The sequence below is a fragment of the Pseudomonas syringae pv. coryli str. NCPPB 4273 genome (assembly GCF_000972175.1).
Taxonomy (GTDB): domain Bacteria; phylum Pseudomonadota; class Gammaproteobacteria; order Pseudomonadales; family Pseudomonadaceae; genus Aquipseudomonas; species Aquipseudomonas syringae.
This window is the reverse complement of sequence record NZ_AWQP01000002.1, coordinates 1-20,266: the sequence shown is the minus strand read 5'-3', so window position 1 is coordinate 20,266 and position 20,266 is coordinate 1. Positions and strand designations below refer to the sequence as shown.

General features: G+C 59.6%; 17 protein-coding genes. 7 read left to right on the top strand and 10 right to left on the bottom strand.

What is annotated here, in order from left to right:
- Positions 1 to 89: 89 nt before the first annotated feature.
- From P406_RS00490 to P406_RS00465, 6 genes are all read right to left on the bottom strand, one after another.
- Positions 90 to 1,088: a fimbrial protein gene (locus tag P406_RS00490; protein WP_046235003.1), complete on the bottom strand. Its 999-nt coding sequence runs from the start codon at positions 1,086 to 1,088 to the stop codon at positions 90 to 92.
- Position 1,089: 1 nt separating this feature from the next.
- Positions 1,090 to 1,875, bottom strand: coding sequence for a fimbrial biogenesis chaperone (locus tag P406_RS00485; protein WP_046235092.1), 786 nt, complete (start codon positions 1,873 to 1,875; stop codon positions 1,090 to 1,092).
- Positions 1,872 to 4,406: a fimbria/pilus outer membrane usher protein gene (locus P406_RS00480; RefSeq protein WP_082100657.1), complete on the bottom strand. Its 2,535-nt coding sequence runs from the start codon at positions 4,404 to 4,406 to the stop codon at positions 1,872 to 1,874. Before P406_RS00480 ends, P406_RS00485 begins: the two co-directional genes overlap by 4 nt.
- A 131-nt stretch (positions 4,407 to 4,537) precedes the next feature.
- Positions 4,538 to 5,290: a fimbrial biogenesis chaperone gene (locus P406_RS00475; RefSeq protein WP_046235090.1), complete on the bottom strand. Its 753-nt coding sequence runs from the start codon at positions 5,288 to 5,290 to the stop codon at positions 4,538 to 4,540.
- Positions 5,291 to 5,353: 63 nt separating this feature from the next.
- Positions 5,354 to 5,938, bottom strand: coding sequence for a fimbrial protein (locus tag P406_RS00470; protein WP_003314067.1), 585 nt, complete (start codon positions 5,936 to 5,938; stop codon positions 5,354 to 5,356).
- Positions 5,939 to 6,270: 332 nt separating this feature from the next.
- Positions 6,271 to 6,651, bottom strand: a complete 381-nt coding sequence (locus P406_RS00465; RefSeq protein WP_046235089.1) for a hypothetical protein — start codon at positions 6,649 to 6,651, stop codon at positions 6,271 to 6,273.
- Between the two features lie 292 nt (positions 6,652 to 6,943).
- Here P406_RS00465 and P406_RS00460 point away from each other — a divergent pair, with 292 nt between their 5' ends.
- From P406_RS00460 to P406_RS00440, 5 genes are all read left to right on the top strand, one after another.
- Positions 6,944 to 8,110, top strand: a complete 1,167-nt coding sequence (locus P406_RS00460; RefSeq protein ID WP_046235002.1) for an efflux RND transporter periplasmic adaptor subunit — start codon at positions 6,944 to 6,946, stop codon at positions 8,108 to 8,110.
- A complete protein-coding gene (locus tag P406_RS00455; RefSeq protein WP_046235001.1) occupies positions 8,107 to 11,211 on the top strand; it encodes a multidrug efflux RND transporter permease subunit in 3,105 nt (1,034 codons plus the stop codon). Before P406_RS00460 ends, P406_RS00455 begins: the two co-directional genes overlap by 4 nt.
- Positions 11,212 to 11,221: 10 nt before the next feature.
- Positions 11,222 to 11,899 (top strand): heavy metal response regulator transcription factor, encoded by a 678-nt coding sequence (locus P406_RS00450; RefSeq protein ID WP_003314062.1) that lies wholly within the window; start codon positions 11,222 to 11,224, stop codon positions 11,897 to 11,899.
- Positions 11,889 to 13,253: a heavy metal sensor histidine kinase gene (locus P406_RS00445; protein ID WP_082100655.1), complete on the top strand. Its 1,365-nt coding sequence runs from the start codon at positions 11,889 to 11,891 to the stop codon at positions 13,251 to 13,253. Before P406_RS00450 ends, P406_RS00445 begins: the two co-directional genes overlap by 11 nt.
- A gap of 206 nt (positions 13,254 to 13,459) precedes the next feature.
- On the top strand, positions 13,460 to 14,989 hold the full coding sequence (locus P406_RS00440) for a sensor domain-containing diguanylate cyclase (protein WP_046234999.1): 1,530 nt from the start codon (positions 13,460 to 13,462) through the stop codon (positions 14,987 to 14,989).
- A gap of 70 nt (positions 14,990 to 15,059) precedes the next feature.
- Here the strand turns inward: P406_RS00440 and P406_RS00435 are convergent, their stop codons facing one another.
- On the bottom strand, positions 15,060 to 15,539 hold the full coding sequence (locus P406_RS00435; RefSeq protein WP_046234998.1) for a PA2169 family four-helix-bundle protein: 480 nt from the start codon (positions 15,537 to 15,539) through the stop codon (positions 15,060 to 15,062).
- Positions 15,540 to 15,757: 218 nt separating this feature from the next.
- Between P406_RS00435 and P406_RS00430 the strand changes: the two genes are divergently transcribed.
- Positions 15,758 to 15,997 (top strand): DUF3820 family protein, encoded by a 240-nt coding sequence (locus tag P406_RS00430; RefSeq protein ID WP_003341842.1) that lies wholly within the window; start codon positions 15,758 to 15,760, stop codon positions 15,995 to 15,997.
- A gap of 124 nt (positions 15,998 to 16,121) precedes the next feature.
- On the opposite strand, the gene P406_RS00425 is transcribed toward P406_RS00430, so the two are convergent.
- The 3 genes from P406_RS00425 to zwf are packed head-to-tail and all read right to left on the bottom strand — an operon-like array spanning position 16,122 to position 19,002.
- A complete protein-coding gene (locus tag P406_RS00425; RefSeq protein WP_046234997.1) occupies positions 16,122 to 16,796 on the bottom strand; it encodes a bifunctional 4-hydroxy-2-oxoglutarate aldolase/2-dehydro-3-deoxy-phosphogluconate aldolase in 675 nt (224 codons plus the stop codon).
- Between the two features lie 36 nt (positions 16,797 to 16,832).
- Entirely contained in the window at positions 16,833 to 17,546 is a 714-nt protein-coding gene (gene pgl / locus P406_RS00420; RefSeq protein ID WP_046234996.1) for a 6-phosphogluconolactonase, read from the bottom strand.
- A complete protein-coding gene (zwf, locus tag P406_RS00415; protein ID WP_003408964.1) occupies positions 17,533 to 19,002 on the bottom strand; it encodes a glucose-6-phosphate dehydrogenase in 1,470 nt (489 codons plus the stop codon). Before zwf ends, pgl begins: the two co-directional genes overlap by 14 nt.
- A 218-nt stretch (positions 19,003 to 19,220) precedes the next feature.
- Between zwf and P406_RS00410 the strand changes: the two genes are divergently transcribed.
- Positions 19,221 to 20,087 (top strand): MurR/RpiR family transcriptional regulator, encoded by an 867-nt coding sequence (locus P406_RS00410; RefSeq protein WP_002552324.1) that lies wholly within the window; start codon positions 19,221 to 19,223, stop codon positions 20,085 to 20,087.
- Positions 20,088 to 20,266: the final 179 nt, after the last annotated feature.

Genomic DNA, 20,266 nt, shown 5'->3' with positions numbered 1-20,266 from the left:
TCACCAGAAAGTCGAATTGGCCGGGCAAATGCCCGCGGCCGCGCAGCATACATCAATCGCCGCACAACCGCCCGAGCCTCCTGTCGCCGTCATTTGTAGAACAGATCGACCATCACCTCGGCATTGAACGGTCCGGGCCTTGGCGTGCTGGTATTCCATAGCAGTTCGGCATTGAAGTCCGCCCTGGCCGTGTTGGTTTCGCCGAGCAATTCCGCCAGATGGAATGGCTCGTTGTAACGTAGCGGCTGACCGTTGACTGCACTGGTAATGCGTATCCCCAATGAATCATTACCGACGGGGACCAGCAGCTCGCCAGACAGAGTGCCTGTCACCGGCCTGAAACGCGCATCGATGCTGAACGGCGAATCACAGCTGCGGCTGGTCAGCAGAGAGAATGTCTGGGTAGCAGTCACTTTGCCAATGGCCACCTGATGTATCGCAACGTCGCCAAATTCCACGGTTTCCGGGAGCACTTGCAGATCGGCGTCGCAGGCCACGAACCTCAGCCCCCGCAGGTTATTGATCACATAACTGAGGCTGCGCCCTGACAGCCGACTCGGGTCTGTCGCGCCGCCCAGCTGAAAAAACCGGTAATCGAGCAGATCACTGGCCACGCCGGAGGACGGTGTAGCGCCGAACTTCTGGATAAATACCGAAAACGCCAGGCTAAAGCGTACTTTCGGGCAGTTTTCGAGCGTGCTCTCACCCTCGCGACACATCGGCACGTAGCTGCCGGTACCGACCCGACCACTGCCTTGCAGGTGATCGATGCCCTGCAACGTCAGTCCGGCGCGAATCCCCTGACCGATCGAACGATTGTCCGGATTCAGGTAGATAAAAACCTCCTCCGCTTCGGACTGCCAGCCTTCTCTGGCGCACTCGACCTGAACAGTCAGAGGTTGGGAACGCCATACCACTTCCCCGTCAGGCATCGACTCCGGGATTGCCACCGTACTGCTCAGGTCATCGTGAATTTCGGTTTCGCCCGTCCCTTGAGTGGTACAGACCACTGCGAAAGTGGAAGCCGGATGCAGTAACAGCAACACGGCAAGGGATCGCAGCCAGCCTCTGGCAGAGAGATGTTTCATATCAGCATTCGTCCTGAATGGAATTGTTTTTCGGCAGCCTGGCGGTAGTGGCCGTCTGCCCGGTGAGCTGTGCGCAATGGGTCCGTCGGCCGCCGTAGTCGGTCAGCGCCTGGTATGAAAAACGATGTGTGGCAGAGGGCTCGACACTCGCCGGTACAACCATCGAAATCTGGGCGCCCGGCGCGAACAGCAGATGATCGCCGAGCTGCACACCGTCGATGCGCAGCGCTTGCAGAGCGGCGTGATAGGGCGTCGGGTTACTGACCGTCAGCACCAAGGCGTGCGACGGGTCATGAGTCAGTGTCCACAGCAGCCGCGCGGGGGTGTCGGCCGGATCACCGTCAAGGCCGGGGGGCCGGTAGAACACGTTGATGCGTTGGCGCACGGCGATGTTCAACTGCCCCGCACCGTCCTGGCGTCGGGGTATCTCAAGCACGTAAAGATGCAGCAGCGACTCGTGTTTCTGCGGCATGCCTGTGCCCTGATACAGCACGCGCAAGGTCTGCCTGCCGCCCACCGGCAGGCGTGAAAGCGGTGGCGTGACCACGAATGGCAGCGCCTTGCGCAGCTCACCCGGGGTGTCGGCATCGTGCGCGGCGTCGCTGAGCCAGGCCTGTACAAGTGCCTCGGACGTGCCGCGATTACGCACCTCGAGCGTGACTTCGCGATACTGCCCGTCGAAAACCAGCCGCGTTCCACTCAGCGAAACAGCGCCCTGCGCCGCCAGGCCGCTCGTCAACAGCACAGCCGTCAACAGCGCCTTGCATGAGCCAGCGAAAGCGCTCATCGGCATATCACCCTGATCCGCTCGTAGGCACGCGACGGGTCTCTGGGCGGTAGCGAGAATGTCGCCTGACATCGTTGATCGGACCAGCGCACCCACAGGCTGCCGGCATCCTGCTCGCTGAGCACCAGCGCCTGGCTGCCGGGATCGACCACTGCCAGCGCCCTGCCCTGCTCATCTTCGACACTGGCACCCAGCGGCACCTTGCTGCCATCGGCGCGTACCAGTTCGAACTGGACCCGGCGGCCCACGTTGGCCTTGAAGCGCACCACCGGTATTGCGCCCCTGCGCGGCACGATCTGGGTGATGGCGTTTTCCAGATCGACATCAGCGCCCAGCTGCCGGGTATCCAGGCTGACCCAGTTGGTGCGGTAGGCCTGCGCATAAGGCAGAACCGCATAGCCGTTGCCGGCGGTCTCGACGTTGCTGAACGATTTCAAGCGGGCGCCACCGACATCCGGCACCTGAACCAGCGCAAAGGTTTCTCCCAAGGCCTGCCCCAGGTTCACACCACCGGCATGCGCCACCAGCGAACCCGCAGCGGACAGGCTGAATGCATCGTAGTCCTGGCCCTGGCTATAACCGGCCTCGAAACGGCCGAATGCCGTGCTGGTGCTGACCTTGCCTGCGCCAAAACTGCCGGAGGTGCTGTCACGTCCAGCCTGTACCGAATAGAACGTGTCGCGGTCGCCCAGCACCTGGCCGTTGAGACCGGCCTGCGCGTTGTACTCGCCACGGCTGTCGCGCACCGCGTTGAAAGACAATCGCGACGAGCCGGGGCTGGACCCGAGCGGCAGGGTCACGCTCAGGGCAATACGATTGTCGGTGCTTGCGTCACCGCTTCGTCCGAAATCCTCGTTGCGTTCGATGGACAGGCTGTAATTGAGCGAACGCCAGGCCGCGTTGTAGGACAGGTAAAGTTGCCGGGTCTTGCCGGGCAGGTTCCAGTAGCGCTGCTCGGACGCCGTCAGGCTCAGCGACGCCGACTGGCCGGGCACTATCTGAGTGATACTGAGTTCCAGCCGATCCCGCGCCAGCCCAGAGGGCAACACTCGCCGCTGCGCGCCGCTGTCGCTGACGTGCTGGTTCAGGGTCCGGTATTGCTCGGTCGAATATCGATAACCGGCCACTGCCAGCGTGGTGTCGGTGACGTCCAGCGTGTTGGCATAACGCACCCGCAGGCTCTGACCACTGCGCGTCTGCTGATCTATTTTGCTGACCGAGCGGGTGAGGTCCATCGACACTGCGCCCAGCCCGGTGTTGACCCCGGTGCCTATATTCGCGGCCTGATAATCCTCGGCCAGTTGCGCCCCAGCGAACCCGGTAATCCGTTCGGAAAGACCGTAGATCAGGGCTGCGCTGGTAAACGCAGGAGCGGCGTGCTGATCGTCGTTGTTGTCGACCTGCCCGCCGGCCAGGCTGTAGCGCAGCGAGCCTGCGGGAACCATGATCGGCAATGACGCATAGGCCTGGGTGAAGGTTCGCACACGCCCGTCGGCTTCGATGACAGACACCGACAAGTCGCCATTGGAGCCACTGGGATAGATATCGGCAATCTCGAAAGGCCCGGGCGACACACTGCCGCTGTAGAGCAGAAAGCCGTTCTGGCGAACTTCCACGGTCGCATTGGTTTCGGCAATCCCGCGGATGACCGGGGCATAGGCGCGCTCGCTGTCCGACAGCATGCCATCGTCAGAGGCCAGGGCCGCGCCCCTGAAGCGGACACTGTCGAAGACTTGCGAATCGGTAAACGTCTCGCCCAGCGTGAGCTGGCTTTTCAGGGCGGTGATGTCGCGCTGCGCGAACGTACGATTACTGCGATAACGCCAGGGCCTGTCACTGCCGCCGACCAGAGAGGACTCGTTGCGCAAACGCCAGGCGCCGACGTTCAGGCCATTTCGCAGCCCTACGTAGTACTGATCCGTTTCCAGGCCCTTGTTACGCCGCCGACTGCCATTGAAGTTGTAATTGATAAAGCCTGCGGTCTCGCCCTGGTCCCAAAGCTCCGGCGCCACATAACCACGGGTACCGCGCGACATCACCGCTTGCGGCACACTGATCGTCAGTCGCAACGCACCGGGCTGATAGTCGACGCGAGCAAATTCGACACGTGCAGGCAGGTCGAAACAGGCCTGGGCAGATACCTCACCTGACGGCAGACGACTCACGTCCAGACCAAAGCTCTGTAGCATCTCGAGCGACAGGCAGGGCTCGATCAGGCCTGACAGCGGATTTTTCAAAAAGCGGATGTCGCGTCTGCCGCTCAGCTTGCGATTGACGTAGATATCAACCCGGTAAGTACCGGGCAGCACGCTATTGGAGCGCAGAAACTCCTGAAGGTCAGCCGGCTGATCGCTTCCCTGGATAAAAGCCGTATTGAATCTGGCTGCCCCGTCGCCACCCGACGAGGCGGCCGACGCGCTGACCGCAAACATCAACGTCAATCCGAAACCGATACCCAGCGCACAGCGTCGGGGGTGAGGGATCGCGCACTGGGCAATGACTCCCTCATAAACTTCTTTGCGCCATTCCATAGCGGTCTTCACTCTACTTCGGCTGTCGCGCGCGCCGCGCAATCCTTTTACACAGACGCAGGTCTGCCGGGCTGCCTTGTCACTGAGGCCCGACGGTTTGAATAGTGAACGCTGACAGTGGATAAGCCCGCTTATCGGGGCGACGCCTTGCCGGCGTTAACCGGTTGTTTATGGGTAAGGGTTGCCTGATAAGGCACTTGTCCGCCGTAGTCATTGAGACTGACGAAACTGAGCAGCAACGGCGCATTTGCCGGGGTGTGCTGTAACGGAATACGCAGACGCTGATGCGGCGCCAGCATCTGACTGTCCAGAAGGGCAAGTTCAGTATCATGTTGGCGTATGGAAATCCGGAGCATGGAGACATGATAGGGGCCGGGATTTTCGACCTGCACACCGGTGTCATCGATCCACTGCCAGCTCAGTCTTTCCGGTGCCTGCTGTGGATCACCCTGCAAACCATCAGGCCGGAAGAAAACCTTGATGCGCTGACGTACCGCGATCTGCAGCGTGTTTTCTGCTGCGGTCTGGGGTATTTCCTGAACATTGAGCCACAATACCGATTCACGATCGGTGGGCATGTCGGTCCCGGAATGAATGATCCGCAACAGTTGCCTGCCACCCCCGGCCATACGCGCAAGTGCGGGGGTGACAATGAACGGCAGGTTCGGCAGACTTTCGTGAGTGCCGGCCGCCGCCACAGGCGATTCAAGCCAGGACTGCAGGAGAATCTCTCCCCCGCCACTGTTGTGAACACCCAGACTGACCTCTTTATCAGTGCCCTGGTAAATGACTCGCGTCGTATTCAATACAATGCCCGCCTGAACGGTGGATGCGCAGAACAACAACGCAACAAGCATCGTGTAGCGGAAAAAATCGGGAAACATGCTGACGTTCGCCTTGAATTCGGTAGAGGACAGAGCGAGCACTGCCCGCCCTGTCCGACACGATTACTCGTAATCCATCACGAACGGCAGGAAGCCGTCGGCATTACCAGGATTGGTGGGCGTGCCGTTAAGCACATACACCGCGCCAAAATTGATTTCGGCGGTGGCACCGTTGGCGCCATCCTTGATCAGCGTGGTGTCGACGGTTTCGTCACCACTCAGATCCATCAGCACACTGGACGCATTAAGCAGGCCGATACCGACGCCATCTGCCGCACCGGTGGTGCGCAGGAGTTTCGCGTCGTTGTTGTCCAGGCCACTGCCGTTACGGGCAATAAGGCGCATCTTCACCATGTTGTACTGGTCAGCACCTGCACTGCAGTTGACCAGCAACTGGATGGGGGCAGCCGTCTCGAATCGGCTTTCGCTCGATACACCGATATCGGAGAAGGACACGTTGCCCAGGTCGATATTGATTTCGCCAGGGTTGGTCCCGGCACTGACACCCGTGCCCGGCCCCACATCGCAGGAGATATTGGTCAGTGTTCCGTTAAAGACCATTGTGCCGTTGTTCGCCGCACTGGCGGTACCTGCCATGCCAACGCCCATTACGCCCAGAACTGCCAATGTAAGAGAAAGCTTTTTCATGCTAACGACCTTCCTTGTGTTATTTCGTGTGTGCCCGCTATCGGACGATGAGCACTATAGAGCCAGGTCTATTTCAGTGCTGTCAGCTCGATAACTTTCACCCCGCAGACAACACAACACGACACGCAGGACAGGTCTGTAGGAATAATTATAAGGTGTGCCGGGCACACTGATAAAAACCCTTTTTCCACACAGAAGCGCGCCGTTAATCAGGTACAGACTACCGACGCCTTCACTGTGGCCGAGATTATTTATCGTTGACACTTTGCGGGCACTGGACTGCCACTTGAGAACGTGACAGTCCGGACGAAAAAAACACGACAGACCGGTATTTACTGATAGCTCAACGTGACCACCGCAGCGCGTGCCTGCAGGGCTTCTCCGTCGATGACCACGGCGGCAGGCAACACCTGATACTGCGTCACGAAAGGCATTGCCTGCTCACCACAGACATTGCGTTCGGTGCTCACATGAATAGTGACCCCGGGTGCAACTTCCAGCGTTCTCGACTGAACACCGGGCGCCGTCATTTCTGTACTGGAAACCCTGCAACTGCTGTTGACGATACTGCCACGCAACGTTATTGCACTGTCCTTTGCCCATGACACAGCGGGAGCAGTCAGCCACACCGTCGACAGGATTGCGACCCACAAGCGTTTATCAAGGGCCCGCAACTTCCACATCACTTTTCCGTTCGTTTTCTGACTGCTCATGGCGTACTCCATTCATTGACTCATACGATAATTTAAGTTGATGAGAGAATGACCTGCCAGAAACCTACTTAGGAAAATGTAGGAAAACTCCTAGGACTTAATAAACATCTGGACAACTATCTCTTCAACATAGGTATCGTCCAATTCCGACTTTTCTTGACTGCACGCCACACCCGCTGGAGGCTTTCTGACAAACCTGACAGCTGAAAGTCATTCTGTTGACCGGGTTTGCAGGCTATAAGGAAGCTGTAAAAAACATCTCTCCCGTACTGACATTTGGCGTTTTCTTCATATGCGCAGAAAGACCCTGACCGTCACCGCCGTCGTCCTGGTGATCGCCTGTGCGGCGATTGCCGGCTGGAAACTGACACGCCCGGCCACAGTCCCCAAACATGCCGCTGCCGCCGTGCCCGTCAAAGTGATCACGGTCAGCCTTGAGGACGTGCCGCGTTTCGTCACAGGGATCGGATCGGTGCTGTCGCTGCAAAGCGTCGTGATCCGCCCCCAGGTGGATGGAGTGCTGACGCGCGTGCTGGTCAAGGAAGGTCAGCAGGTCAAGGCCGGGGACCTGCTGGCAACGCTGGATGACCGCTCTATCCGGGCTGCGCTGGAACAGGCGCGTGCCCAGTTGGCGCAGAGCAAGGCGCAGCTGGACGTCGCGCAACTGGACCTCAAGCGCTATCGCCAGCTCACCCAGGAAAATGGCATCTCGCGACAGACGTTCGATCAGCAACAGGCACTGGTCAGGCAGCTCGAAGCCACGGCGAAAGGCAACGAAGCGAGCATCAACGCCTCACAGGTGCAGTTGTCCTACACTCAGATTCGCTCGCCGGTGACGGGACGGGTCGGTATTCGCAATGTCGATGAAGGCAACTTCCTGCGCGTCAGCGATACTGCCGGGCTGTTTTCAGTGACCCAGATCGACCCGATTGCCGTGGAGTTTTCCCTGCCGCAACAGATGTTGCCCACCCTGCAGGGGCTGATTGCCGAGCGCAACGCAGCGGCCGTCAAGGCGTATCAGGGCGACGGCGCGGCCAACGGCCTGCTGCTGGGTGAAGGCACGCTTTCATTGATCGACAATCAGGTGTCGGCAAGCACCGGTACGATCCGCGCCAAGGCTCAATTCAAAAACCCTGGCGAGCAACTCTGGCCAGGGCAACTGGTGACCGTGAAGATCCAGACCGGTATCGAACTCAACTCGCTGAAAGTGCCGCCACAAGTGGTGCAGCGCGGCGTTGACCTGCACTTCGTCTATCGGCTCACTGCCGACAACAAGGTGGAAGTCGTACCCGTCAAAGTGCTCTATCAGGACAGCGAGCAGACACTGATCAGCGGACCACGTGCTGGCGATGTACTGGTCAGCGACGGCCAGTCGCGGCTACGCCCGGGAGCCACGGTCGAAGTGATCACCGCGCCTGCTGCGGATGTCGCCAGCGCGCAAGTGGAGCCCGCACGATGAACGGCCGGGGCTCGGTGTCGGCGTGGTGCATCGACCACCCGGTGGCCACCTTGTTGTTGACCTTCGCATTGGTACTGCTGGGGGTCATTGCCTTTCCGAGACTGCCGATCGCGCCGTTGCCGGAAGCGGAATTCCCGACCATTCAGGTCACCGCACAGCTCCCCGGCGCCAGCCCCGAGACCATGGCGTCTTCGGTTGCCACGCCACTGGAAGTGCAGTTCAGCGCGATACCGGGCATGACCCAGATGACCTCCAGCAGCGCACTGGGCTCCACCAACCTGACCCTGCAGTTCACCCTCAACAAAAGCATCGACACTGCGGCCCAGGAAGTCCAGGCCGCCATCAATACCGCAGCCGGACGCCTGCCGGCCGACCTGCCCAACCTGCCGACGTGGCGCAAGGTCAACCCGGCCGACAGCCCGGTGCTGATTCTCAGCGTGAGTTCCAGCCTGATCCCCGGCACAGAACTGAGCGACGTCACCGAAACTATTCTGGCGCGCCAGCTCAGCCAGATCGAAGGGGTGGGCCAGGTATACATCACCGGTCAGCAGCGTCCGGCGATTCGTGTCCAGGCCGCCCCCGAGAAACTGGCTGCGCTGGGGCTGACCCTGGCGGACATTCGCTTGGCGGTGCAGCAGACCAGCCTGAACCTGGCCAAGGGTGCCCTGTACGGCAAGGACAGTATTTCGACCCTGTCCTCCAACGACCAGTTGTTCAAGCCGCAGGACTACGCGCAACTGATTGTTTCCTACAAGAACGGCGCACCCGTCCAGCTCAAGGATGTGGCACGGGTAGTCGCGGGCTCGGAAAACGCCTACGTCAAGGCGTGGTCCGGCGATCAGCAAGGCGTCAACATCGCCATCTTCCGCCAGCCGGGCGCCAACATTGTCGACACCGTGGACCGTATCCAGCGTGAACTGCCACGCCTGCAGGAAATGCTCCCGGCCAGTGTCGATGTCTCGGTACTCAATGACCGGACGCGTACCATCCGTGCCTCGCTGCATGAAGTGGAACTGACCCTGATGATCGCGGTGCTGCTGGTGGTCGCGGTCATGGCGCTGTTCCTGCGCCAACTGTCAGCCACCCTGATCGTCAGTGCGGTACTCGGGGTCTCGCTGATTGCCAGCTTTGCGATGATGTACCTGTTCGGCTTCAGCCTGAACAACCTGACACTGGTGGCCATCGTGGTCGCGGTCGGTTTCGTGGTGGACGACGCCATCGTGGTGGTCGAGAACATCCACCGTCACCTCGAAGCCGGCCAGGGCATGCGTGAAGCCGCGATAAAGGGCTCCGGGGAAATCGGCTTTACCGTGGTGTCGATCAGTTTCTCGCTGGTGGCGGCGTTCATTCCGCTGTTGTTCATGGGCGGCGTGGTCGGGAGGCTGTTCAAGGAATTCGCACTGACCGCAACCGCGACCATTCTTATTTCGGTGGTCGTTTCCCTGACCCTCGCGCCGACCCTGGCCGCCCTGTTCATGCGCGCGCCCACCCATCACCCGCATCAGAAACCGGGGTTCGGTGAACGCCTGCTCGCCTCCTACGAGCGTGGCTTGCGCAAGGCCCTGGCCCATCAGCGGCTGATGCTTGGCGTGTTCGGCCTGACCCTGGCGCTGGCAGTGGTCGGTTACATCCTCATACCCAAAGGCTTCTTTCCGGTTCAGGACACCGCTTTTGCACTCGGGACGACCGAGGCGGCTGCCGACATCTCCTACCCGGACATGGTGGAAAAACACCTGGAGCTGGCAAAGATCGTCGGCGCGGACCCTGCGGTGCTGGCGTTCTCGCATTCGGTCGGTGTTTCGGGCAGCAACCAGACCATCGCCAACGGCCGCTTCTGGATCTCGCTCAAGCCACGCGCCGAACGCGATGTGTCGGTCAGTGAGTTCATCGACCGCCTGCGCCCCAAACTGGCCAAGGTCCCGGGCATCGTTCTGTATCTGCGCGCCGGCCAGGACATCAACCTCAGTTCCGGGCCGAGCCGCAGTCAGTACCAGTACGTGCTCAAGAGCAACGACGGCGAATTGCTCAACACCTGGACGCAACGGCTGACTGAAAAACTGCGCAGCAACCCGGCGTTTCGTGACATGTCCAACGACTTGCAACTGGGCGGCAGCGTCACGCACATCGACATCGACCGCAGTGCTGCTGCGCGCTTCGGCCTGACCACCGCCGATGTCGACCAGGCGCTGTACGACGCGTTTGGCCAGCGGCAGATCAGCGAGTATCAGACGGAAGTCAACCAGTACAAGGTGATCCTTGAACTGGATGCCCAGCAGCGCGGCAAGGCTGAAAGCCTGGCGTACTTCTACCTGCGCTCACCACTGACCAGCGAAATGGTGCCGCTGTCGGCGCTGGCCAAAGTCAGTGCGCCGCGCATGGGCCCATTATCGATCAGCCATGACGGCATGTTCCCGGCGGCGAACCTGTCGTTCAACCTGGCACCCGGGGTCGCGTTGGGCGATGCTGTGCGCATGCTCGATCAGGCCAAGAACGAAATCGGCATGCCCGCCTCGATCATCGGCAGCTTCCAGGGCGCAGCGCAGGCGTTCCAGAGTTCGCTGGCCAACCAGCCCTGGCTGATCCTTGCGGCGCTGGTGGCGGTGTACATCATTCTGGGTGTGCTCTATGAAAGCTTCGTGCACCCGCTGACCATCATCTCCACCCTGCCCTCGGCAGGTATCGGCGCACTGTTGCTGCTGTGGATGATGGGCCAGGACTTCTCGATCATGGCTTTGATCGGCGTGGTGCTGCTGATCGGTATCGTCAAAAAGAACGGTATTCTGCTGGTGGACTTTGCCCTGCAGGCACAGCGCGAGCAGGGCCTCACGCCCCACGAAGCCATTTATGAGGCCTGCATCACCCGCTTCCGACCGATTATCATGACCACCCTCGCCGCGCTGCTCGGCGCGCTGCCGCTGATGCTCGGTTTCGGCGTCGGTTCCGAGTTGCGTCAGCCGCTGGGCATTGCCGTGGTCGGCGGCCTGCTGGTGAGCCAGATGCTCACGTTGTTCACCACGCCGGTCATTTATCTGCAACTGGAGCGGCTGTTTCATCGACGTCACCCGGCGCCCGACGCACCGGCGCTGGCCCTGCACAAGTGAGAGTCGCCCGATGCGCGTGCTGATTATCGAAGACGAAGAAAAAACCGCCGATTACCTGCGTCGCGGCCTGACCGAACAGGGCTATGCCGTGGACGTGGCGCGCGACGGGATCGAGGGCCTGCACCTGGCGCTGGAGAATGACCATGCGATCGTGATTCTCGACGTGATGCTGCCGGGTCTGGATGGTTTTGGTGTATTGCGTGCGTTGCGCGCACGCAAACAGACGCCCGTGATCATGCTGACCGCGCGCGAGCAGGTCGACGACCGCATTCGCGGCCTGCGCGAAGGCGCGGATGATTACCTGGGCAAACCGTTTTCCTTTCTGGAACTGGTCGCCCGCCTGCAGGCCCTGACCCGGCGCAGCGGTGGCCACGAACCGGTGCAGATCACCATCGCCGACCTGTGGATAGACCTGATCAGCCGCAAGGCGACCCGCGCCGGACTGCGCCTGGACCTGACCGCCAAGGAGTTTTCGCTGCTCAGCGTGCTGGCCCGGCGTCAGGGCGACATTCTCTCCAAGACGTCCATCGCCGAGATGGTCTGGGACATCAACTTCGACAGCGATACCAATGTGGTCGAAGTCGCGATCAAGCGCTTGCGGGCCAAGCTCGATGGCCCTCACGAACACAAGCTGCTGCACACCATTCGCGGCATGGGCTATGTGCTGGAGAACCGCAGTGCGGGTTGATTCGATTGCCCTGCGCCTGAGCGGACTGTTCGCGCTGGTGGCACTGGTGGTCTTCCTGCTGATCGGCTGGGCCCTGTACCTGCAGGTCGACAAGAGCCTCGACTTGCTGCCCCGCGCGGAAGTGGATGCGCGCTACAGCGTGCTGGAATCGGCGGTCAATCGTTTCGGCAACCCGGAGCACTGGGGCAAGATCAAGACCAAGCTCACCTTGCTCAGCGAAGAGGATAAACGCCTGCGCTTCTGGGTGGTGAGTGATAATCCGCTCTACGAGTTCGGCGACCCTGGCGCTGACATTCGCCGTTTTGCGCAGGGGCCGCTGGGCATGCACGACCTGAAACTGGCGGATCACCCGTTTTCGTTCAAAGTGCTGGTCAGCGAGTTTCCCGCCAAGGAACAGCGTCCGGCACTGCGCTTTCTGACCGCCATCGACACCGAGACGTTCTGGCACACGCAGCACTCGCTGCTGGTCGCCTTGATCAGCCTCGCCACGCTGGGCATTCTGCTGGCGTCGGCGCTGGGCTACTGGGCCGCGCGAATCGGCCTGCGACCGCTGACCAGCCTCTCGCAGGAAGTCCAGAAGCTCGCCCCGCCGCGGCTGTCCGGACGCTTGCAGCTGTCGCCGCTGCCGCCGGAACTCGAACAATTCGTCGCCTCGTTCAACTCCACGCTGGAACGCGTGGAGCAAGCCTACTCGAGGCTGGAGTCGTTCAATGCGGATGTGGCGCACGAGCTTCGTTCACCGCTGACCAACCTGATCGGTCAGACCCAGGTGGCGCTGACCCGCGGCCGCTCTGCCGAGCATTATTTCGAGGTGTTGCAGTCGAACCTCGAAGAGCTGGAGCGCCTGCGCTCGATCATCAACGACATGCTGTTTCTGGCCAGCGCCGATCAGGGCACCAAGGTCAAGGCACAGACCTGCACCTCACTGGCTGAAGAAGTCGCTACGACGCTGGATTACCTGGACTTCATTCTGGAAGACGCGCACGTGCAAGTCCGCGTCAACGGCGACGCCAGAGCGCCGATTGAAAAACCCCACTTGCGCCGCGCGCTGATCAATCTGTTGCATAACGCCGTTCAGCACACTCGCGCTGGCGAAGTCATTGAAGTCAACATCGAATCCCGCGATGCCCATGTCACTGTCAGCGTGACCAATCCGGGCGTACAAATCGCTCAGGAACATTTACCCAGACTGTTCGAGCGCTTTTATCGGGTGGATGCCTCACGCAGTAACAGCGGCGCCAATCACGGCCTGGGGCTGGCCATCGTCAAGGCGATTGCCTTGATGCATGGCGGCACCGTGTTCGTGAACAGCGCCAAGGGCGCCAATACCTTCGGCATCCAGTTGCCTCGTTGACACCTGAAAATACTGACTACACTGACCATTTTCACGGCCCTCAATGTGCGCCTGTTCGCAGCATTTCAAATACACTTGCTTTATTCACATTCCCTTCATATGAGGCTATAAGGAGCGTGTTATACACGCATCAATAAGTTCCCCACCTAACTGATAATTTTATTAACCGATTATCAAGAATCATTCGTCTGCAGGTAGAACAACCGATGATGGTGTTTGCGTTTTCTCGGCAAGCCCGGCTCAAATGGACCCGTCCGGAGCTGATATTGATTATTGGCAGCTCGGTTTCAATGCTCGCCATTCTGGCGATTGTCGCGTCTTTACTGGCCCAGGAGCGCGACGACGCGGCACAGACAGCGGCACGTGCAGCGTCCAATATCGTGCGGTTGATCGATGCCGACGTCATGCGTAACGCCGAACTTTACGACTCTTCCCTACAGGGCATGATCAACGCCTGGCAGCGTCCGGACCTCCAGCAATTGTCACCTGAGCTGCGCCAACTTGTTCTGTTCGATCGCGCCACTGCCGCCTCTTACAAGGGCGACCTGGTACTACTCGATAACCGCGGCAAAATAGTGGCTGATTCTTTGTCTGTCACCCCTCGACATGACAACTTCGCTGACCGCGCCTATTTCAAGGACCATGCAACAGACCGCTCTTTGACGCTACATGTCAGCGCGCCGTACAAGACTCGCTGGGGCTACAAGGATTGGTGCATCAGTTTCAGCCGTCGCCTATCAGGCCCCAATGGCGAGTTCATGGGGATCGTGAGCGCGGAGATGCGCCTGGTGTATTTCAAGCACCTGTTCATGAGCCAGAACCTGGGCAGTGAAAGCAGCATCAACCTGATCAATACCTCGGGCATTCTGATCGTTCGTTACCCGGAAATGGAAGGCCAGGAATTGATCGGCAAGGATTACAGCAACAGCCCCAACTTTCAGCGCATCCTTAAGGAAGGCGATGGCAGCTTTGCGGCGATGTCGACGCAGTTGAACGCTCGTCGGCTGTATACCTTCTCCCGAGTCGGCAACCTGCCGCTGATCGTCGTCATCGGGCAGTCCGAGGATGAGGTGTATGCCGTCTGGCGGCGCAATGCCTGGCTGGTCGGCTCGGCCACCAGCGTTTTGTGCCTGGGCATTCTGTGGCTGACCTGGCTGCTGTGTCGCGAACTGCGAAGACGCCACCGTGCCGAGGATGCGCTGGCCAGCCTGGCCGCGACAGATGGGCTGACCGGACTCGATAACCGCCGCCAGCTCGATGAAGCCATGGAAACCGAATGGGCGCGAGCGCAACGCTCTGGCAAGCAGCTGTCATTGCTGATGATCGATGTAGACCATTTCAAGGCATTCAATGAGCGTCATGGCCATCAGGGCGGGGACGAGGCGCTGCGTCTGATTGCGCAGACCATCTCATATTGCATCCGCCGTCCGGGCGACCGGATTGCGCGCTATGGCGGCGAAGAGTTCGTGGTGGTGCTGCCGGAAACAGATTTGCCGGGCGCCATGCTGATCGCGGAAAAAATCCGCAAGGCCGCGGAGTCACTGCCGTTGTTCAGGAATGCCGAACATCCCATCACCGTGAGCATCGGGGTCGCTTCGGAGGTCGTTCGCCAGGGAGACAAACTGGAGGCATTTTTCGGCGTGGCCGACAAGGCACTGTATCAGGCCAAGGACAATGGGCGTAACCGGGTCGAGTACCGCAGCTCGGTTGCCAGAAAGGTGACAGACCAGGTCTGACCGGCTGCGTTCGGGCATAAAAAAACGCCAGACTGGCTGGCGTTTTTTTGGTTACCGCTGACGTATCGAGTTACGATGCGGCGTGGGCTGCACGTGCTGCGTCACGCAGTGCTTTTACCTTGTCGTGGTTGGCAAGAACGCCAGCCTGCTGCTTTTCAATCAGCGCGATAACGTTAGGGGAAGCGTTCTTGGCATGGGCTTTTTCCAGCGCTTCGCGATAAGCCTTCTTGGCAACGTCTTCGCCTTTTTCAACTTCTTCCAGAACGGCCTTGTCGTCGTCCGAAGTAACCATCGACTTCAGGTTGACCCATGCGCGGTGCAGTGCGCCAGATACGCTGGAAGAATCTTCAGGCTTGCCACCCAGTGCGGTTACTTGAGTTTGCAGTTCACGGACGGCTGCAGCTACTTCAGTAGAGCGGTTTGCAAGGAACGATTTTACCTGGGCGCTTTTTGCGTGTTCTGCGCTGGTACGGAAACCTTCTTCACCGTCTTTGCTGGTTTCGATCAGGTCATTCAGGATAGAGATCGTTTCTTTGTTGATATCAGTCATTTGATAATTTCCTAATGGCAGGTTGATACGAAAGTGTTCGATGTATAGGTAATTGCAGACACCGTGCCAGTTTCTGATATGAAAATAATTGTTTAATATCAATATCTTACGAAATTTTCACATTTAACCGTTCGTGACTTCTGCATGATCGGCGGTTTGGCCTGCATGCAGAATGCACGTATCGTACTGACCGAAACAGAAACACAGGCGTATCGCGGATGAATCCGGAAAAACTCAAGCTGCTGGTGACACAAGAAATGCCGTTCGGCAAATACAAGGGTCGGCTGATCGCTGATTTACCGGGGCATTATCTGAACTGGTTTGCCCGGGAAGGCTTTCCCAAAGGAGAGCTGGGCGGTCTGTTGGCGCTGATGCAGGAAATCGATCACAACGGCCTTGGCGCGCTATTGGACCCGCTGCGCACACGTCCGCGTCAGTCGTTCAAGGACAAGGGGTAAACGAAGAGACGGTCCGGAGAGAAAAAAACGGTGCTCCGGACCAGGGAGCACCGAAAAGCCATACAACCAACAACAACTTCCTTGTCGGAATCAGCCGCAGGGGCTGACTCCGAAATCCTGAAAATCAGTCAAACAGCGCCATTGCCTGCGCAGTCGCTTCCTGGATACGCCCCCAGTCGCCATTCTTGACCCAGGCGTTATCGATCATCCAGGTGCCGCCCACGCACATGACGTTGGGCAGGGCCATGTAGCTCTTGAGGTTCTGCTCGTTGACGCCACCCGTTGGGCAGAAACGCACCTCGTTGAACGGCCCGCCCAGCGCTTTGATCGCTGCCACACCACCACTGATCTCAGCCGGAAACAGCTTGAAGCGGCGATAGCCCATGGCGTAACCGATCATGATTTCCGAGGCACTGCTGATACCCGGCAACAATGGCAAGGGGCTGTCGACCGCGGCTTGCAGCAGGTCTTGCGTGCTGCCGGGAGTGACGATGAACTGCGAACCGGCCGCTTCAGCGTCAGCCAGCATCTTGCGGTCCAGGATCGTCCCTGCGCCCACACATAACTCGGGGCGCTGTTCACGCAGGATACGAATGGCGCTCAAACCGAACGCCGAGCGCAGGGTCACTTCCAGCGCAGTCATGCCGCCAGCGGCCAGTGCATCGGCCAGCGGCAGTACGTCCTGGTCACGGGCGATGGTAATTACCGGCAGAATCTTCGCCTTGGCGCAGAGTTCGTCGATCTGGACAATCTTGTTCGCCATGCTGGTCAGCGGCTGATTATTTTCATTCTGTGTCATGGCGACGGTTCCTTTGTTTGTGGGGCTTATCGGAGCTTATGGGCACCAGTAAATCTCGAGAGACGGGTTGAGAAAGGCACGTACCGGCATCTCGGCGAGGTCATCGCCTGCCAGCGCGGTGCGCAGGGTGTCGAGTTTGGCCTGACCGGACACCGACAGAATCGGCGAACGTGCCGACGCCAACAGGCGGCGGGTCAGGGTCAGGCGCTGGTGCGGCACGCTCGGTGCGAGCATGGGCAGGCAGCGGCGCTCGCCTTGCAGGTCAAGGGCTTCGCTCAGATTCGGGCTGTTGGGGAACAGCGATGCGGTATGACCGTCGTCGCCCATGCCCAGAATCAGTACATCGATGGGTGGCAGCTCGGCCAGTGCCTGATCGGCAGCCTGTGCGGCTTCCTCGACGCTGCCCGCCACGCTGTACAGGCCGAGAAACTTCGCCTTCGCCACAGGCCCCTGCAGCAAGTGGCGCTGCAGCAGGCCGGCATTGCTGTCGGCGTGTTCGGTCGGCACGAAGCGCTCGTCCGCCAGACTGATCACGACCTTCGACCACTCCAGCGGCTGTGCCGCCAGACGCTGGAAGAAGGCGACCGGGCTGCGTCCACCGGACACCACCAGCGTCGCCAGACCGTTCTCGCTGATCGCCTGTTTCAGGCGCTCGGCGACATTTGCAGCCAGTGCATCGGCCAGTTGATGCGCTGTGTCGAAATCGTGTGCTACCAGCCCTGCCGGCAGCTTGAGGTCACATGTCGCCATACCAGGATCTCCCGTCGCGAGTAATCAGGGCAATGGAGCTCATTGGCCCCCAGGTTCCGGCCGGGTAAGGCTTGGGCGCGTCGCCCGCCTTCTTCCAGCCAGCGATCAACTGATCGCACCATTGCCAGGCGTACTCGATCTCATCTTTGCGGACAAACAGGTTCTGATTGCCACGCATGACTTCCAGCAACAACCGCTCATAAGCGTCGGGGACACGAGCGCTGCGGTAGGTGTCGGAAAAATTCAGTTGCAAGGGACCGCTGCGCAGCTGCATGCCCTTGTCCAGGCCCTGATCCTTGGTCATCACCTGCAAGGAAATGCCTTCGTCAGGCTGCAGGCGGATGATCAGGCGGTTGCTGATCTGCAAACGCTGTTCAGGCGCGAAGATGTAGTGCGGCGGCTCTTTGAAATGGATCACGATCTGCGACAGCTTCTGCGGCATGCGTTTGCCAGTGCGCAGATAGAACGGCGTACCCGACCAGCGCCAGTTGCGGATGTCGGCACGCAACGCGACGAAGGTTTCGGTATCGCTCTGGGTATTGGAGTTTTCTTCCTCCAGATAGCCAGGCACCGCCTTGCCTTCGCTGTAGCCAGAGGTGTACTGGCCGCGCACCACCTGGGTCGCCAGACGCTCCGGAGTGAACGGCGCCAATGCCTTGAGCACCTTGACCTTCTCGTCACGGATACTGTCGGCCGACAGGTCGCTTGGCGGGTCCATGGCAATCAGGCAGAGTAGTTGCAGCAGGTGGTTCTGGATCATGTCACGCAACTGGCCGGCCTGATCGAAGTAGCCCCAACGGCCCTCGATGCCGACCTTCTCGGCCACCGTGATCTCCACGTGGGAAATATGGTTCTGGTTCCATTGGGTTTCGAACAGGCTGTTAGCGAAGCGCAGAGCGATGAGGTTCTGTACCGTGTCCTTGCCCAGATAGTGGTCGATGCGATAAACGCGGTTTTCCGGGAAAAACTGCGCGACGGCGTCATTGACCCGGCGCGAAGAGGCCAGGTCGTGGCCGATGGGTTTTTCCAGAACGGCACGCGTGCGCTCGGCGAGATTTACCGACGCCAGGTTCTCGCAGATAGCGCCGTAGACCGAGGCCGGTGTGGCGAAATAGGCGATCAGGGTTTCGGCATTGCCGACGCGCTCGGCAAGGGCGACGTAGTCCTCGGCCTTGAGGAAGTCGACATGCAGATAGCTGAGGCGCGCCAGAAAGCGGCCCAGGTTGTCCGGCTCCAGTTCCGTCTCGGGAATGAAGCGGCGCATGGATTTTTCGATGTACGCCAGATGCGACTCTTCGTCGCCTGGCTCACGCGCCAGGGCAAGAATTTTCGTGTCTTCATGCAGCAGTCCAGCGCGATCAAGCTGATAAAGAGCCGGGAACAGCTTGCGTACCGCCAGGTCCCCCAGGGCACCAAACAGGGCAAATGTGCACGGTTCAACCGTAATCAAGGGCATAATGTTGGTTCTTTTATCAAGTTAGGCTACAAATACCTTTTTTAAAGGCGTTACTCAAGGCCATATGTAGTAATAACCACAACATTCTGCCTGAAAGCATATTCCAGTGGTGATCAACACAGGCCCTCAGTACGATAGGCCACCTTTGCTACAGGCTAAAGGGCTAATAAAAGCCCGAGACAAAACCGTTGGTAAATCAGCCCCGACAAGGACTTTGAATGGACCGCGTAAGAAACCTCCTGGAGCAAATCCAGGGCCGACTCGACGAGCTGAACAAGGCCGAACGTAAAGTGGCCGAGGTCATCCTGCTCAACCCGCAGATGGCCACGCGGCTGAGCATTGCAGCGCTTGCCCAGGCCGCCAAGGTCAGCGAGCCGACGGTCAATCGCTTCTGCCGTTCGTTCAGTGTCAGCGGCTATCCGGAATTGAAGCTGCAACTGGCCCAGAGCCTGGCCAGCGGCGCGGCTTATGTCAGCCGTGCGGTGGAAGCGGATGATAATCCGGAGGCCTATACCCAGAAGATTTTCGGCAGTGCCATCGCGTCACTGGACAGCGCCTGCCAGCAACTGGACCCGGCCTTGATCAGCAAGTCTGTGGACATGCTCATCCAGGCGCGGCAGATCCATTTTTTCGGGCTGGGTGCTTCGGCGCCGGTGGCTCTGGATGCGCAGCATAAATTCTTCCGTTTCAATCTGGCGGTGACGGCGCATGCCGATGTGCTGATGCAACGGATGATTGCGTCGGTGGCGCATACCGGCGAGTTGTTTGTGATCATTTCGTATACGGGGCGTACCCGTGAGCTGGTGGAGGTGGCGCGTATCGCGCGGGCCAACGGCGCGTCGGTGCTGGGCCTGACAGCAGCCGGTTCGCCGCTGGCCCAGGCCAGTACGGTGAGTCTGAACATTCCTCTGCCGGAAGATACGGATATTTATATGCCGATGACGTCGCGGATCATTCAGTTGACGGTGCTCGATGTGCTGGCCACGGGTATGACGTTGCGCCGCGGCGTCGATTTTCAGCCGCATTTGCGCAAGATCAAGGAAAGTCTGAATGACAGCCGTTATCCGATCGAGGATCAGGGCTGACTGGGTGTCGTTGACTGTTCTGCGACATCAGGTGAATTGGGGTTGGGGTCCGGCCCGGAGCCTGATGACTATCGTTCCTCACGCTCCGCGTGGGAATGCAGTTCGTGACGCTCTGCGTCACACGGCGGTTTTTCTTTTTCAGGTGGATTGGGGTTCGGCTCAGGTCACCTTTTCGCCCC

Coding starts and splice junctions, on each gene's coding strand:
- P406_RS00475 (WP_046235090.1), bottom strand. CDS start 5,290: ATGTTTCCCGATTTTTTCCGCTACACGATGCTTGTTGCGTTGTTGTTC.
- P406_RS00485 (WP_046235092.1), bottom strand. CDS start 1,875: ATGAGCGCTTTCGCTGGCTCATGCAAGGCGCTGTTGACGGCTGTGCTG.
- P406_RS00460 (WP_046235002.1), top strand. CDS start 6,944: ATGCGCAGAAAGACCCTGACCGTCACCGCCGTCGTCCTGGTGATCGCC.
- zwf (WP_003408964.1), bottom strand. CDS start 19,002: ATGCCCTTGATTACGGTTGAACCGTGCACATTTGCCCTGTTTGGTGCC.
- P406_RS00410 (WP_002552324.1), top strand. CDS start 19,221: ATGGACCGCGTAAGAAACCTCCTGGAGCAAATCCAGGGCCGACTCGAC.
- P406_RS00480 (WP_082100657.1), bottom strand. CDS start 4,406: ATGGAATGGCGCAAAGAAGTTTATGAGGGAGTCATTGCCCAGTGCGCG.
- P406_RS00455 (WP_046235001.1), top strand. CDS start 8,107: ATGAACGGCCGGGGCTCGGTGTCGGCGTGGTGCATCGACCACCCGGTG.
- P406_RS00435 (WP_046234998.1), bottom strand. CDS start 15,539: ATGACTGATATCAACAAAGAAACGATCTCTATCCTGAATGACCTGATC.
- P406_RS00425 (WP_046234997.1), bottom strand. CDS start 16,796: ATGACACAGAATGAAAATAATCAGCCGCTGACCAGCATGGCGAACAAG.
- P406_RS00470 (WP_003314067.1), bottom strand. CDS start 5,938: ATGAAAAAGCTTTCTCTTACATTGGCAGTTCTGGGCGTAATGGGCGTT.
- P406_RS00430 (WP_003341842.1), top strand. CDS start 15,758: ATGAATCCGGAAAAACTCAAGCTGCTGGTGACACAAGAAATGCCGTTC.
- P406_RS00490 (WP_046235003.1), bottom strand. CDS start 1,088: ATGAAACATCTCTCTGCCAGAGGCTGGCTGCGATCCCTTGCCGTGTTG.
- P406_RS00440 (WP_046234999.1), top strand. CDS start 13,460: ATGATGGTGTTTGCGTTTTCTCGGCAAGCCCGGCTCAAATGGACCCGT.
- P406_RS00465 (WP_046235089.1), bottom strand. CDS start 6,651: ATGAGCAGTCAGAAAACGAACGGAAAAGTGATGTGGAAGTTGCGGGCC.
- P406_RS00450 (WP_003314062.1), top strand. CDS start 11,222: ATGCGCGTGCTGATTATCGAAGACGAAGAAAAAACCGCCGATTACCTG.
- pgl (WP_046234996.1), bottom strand. CDS start 17,546: ATGGCGACATGTGACCTCAAGCTGCCGGCAGGGCTGGTAGCACACGAT.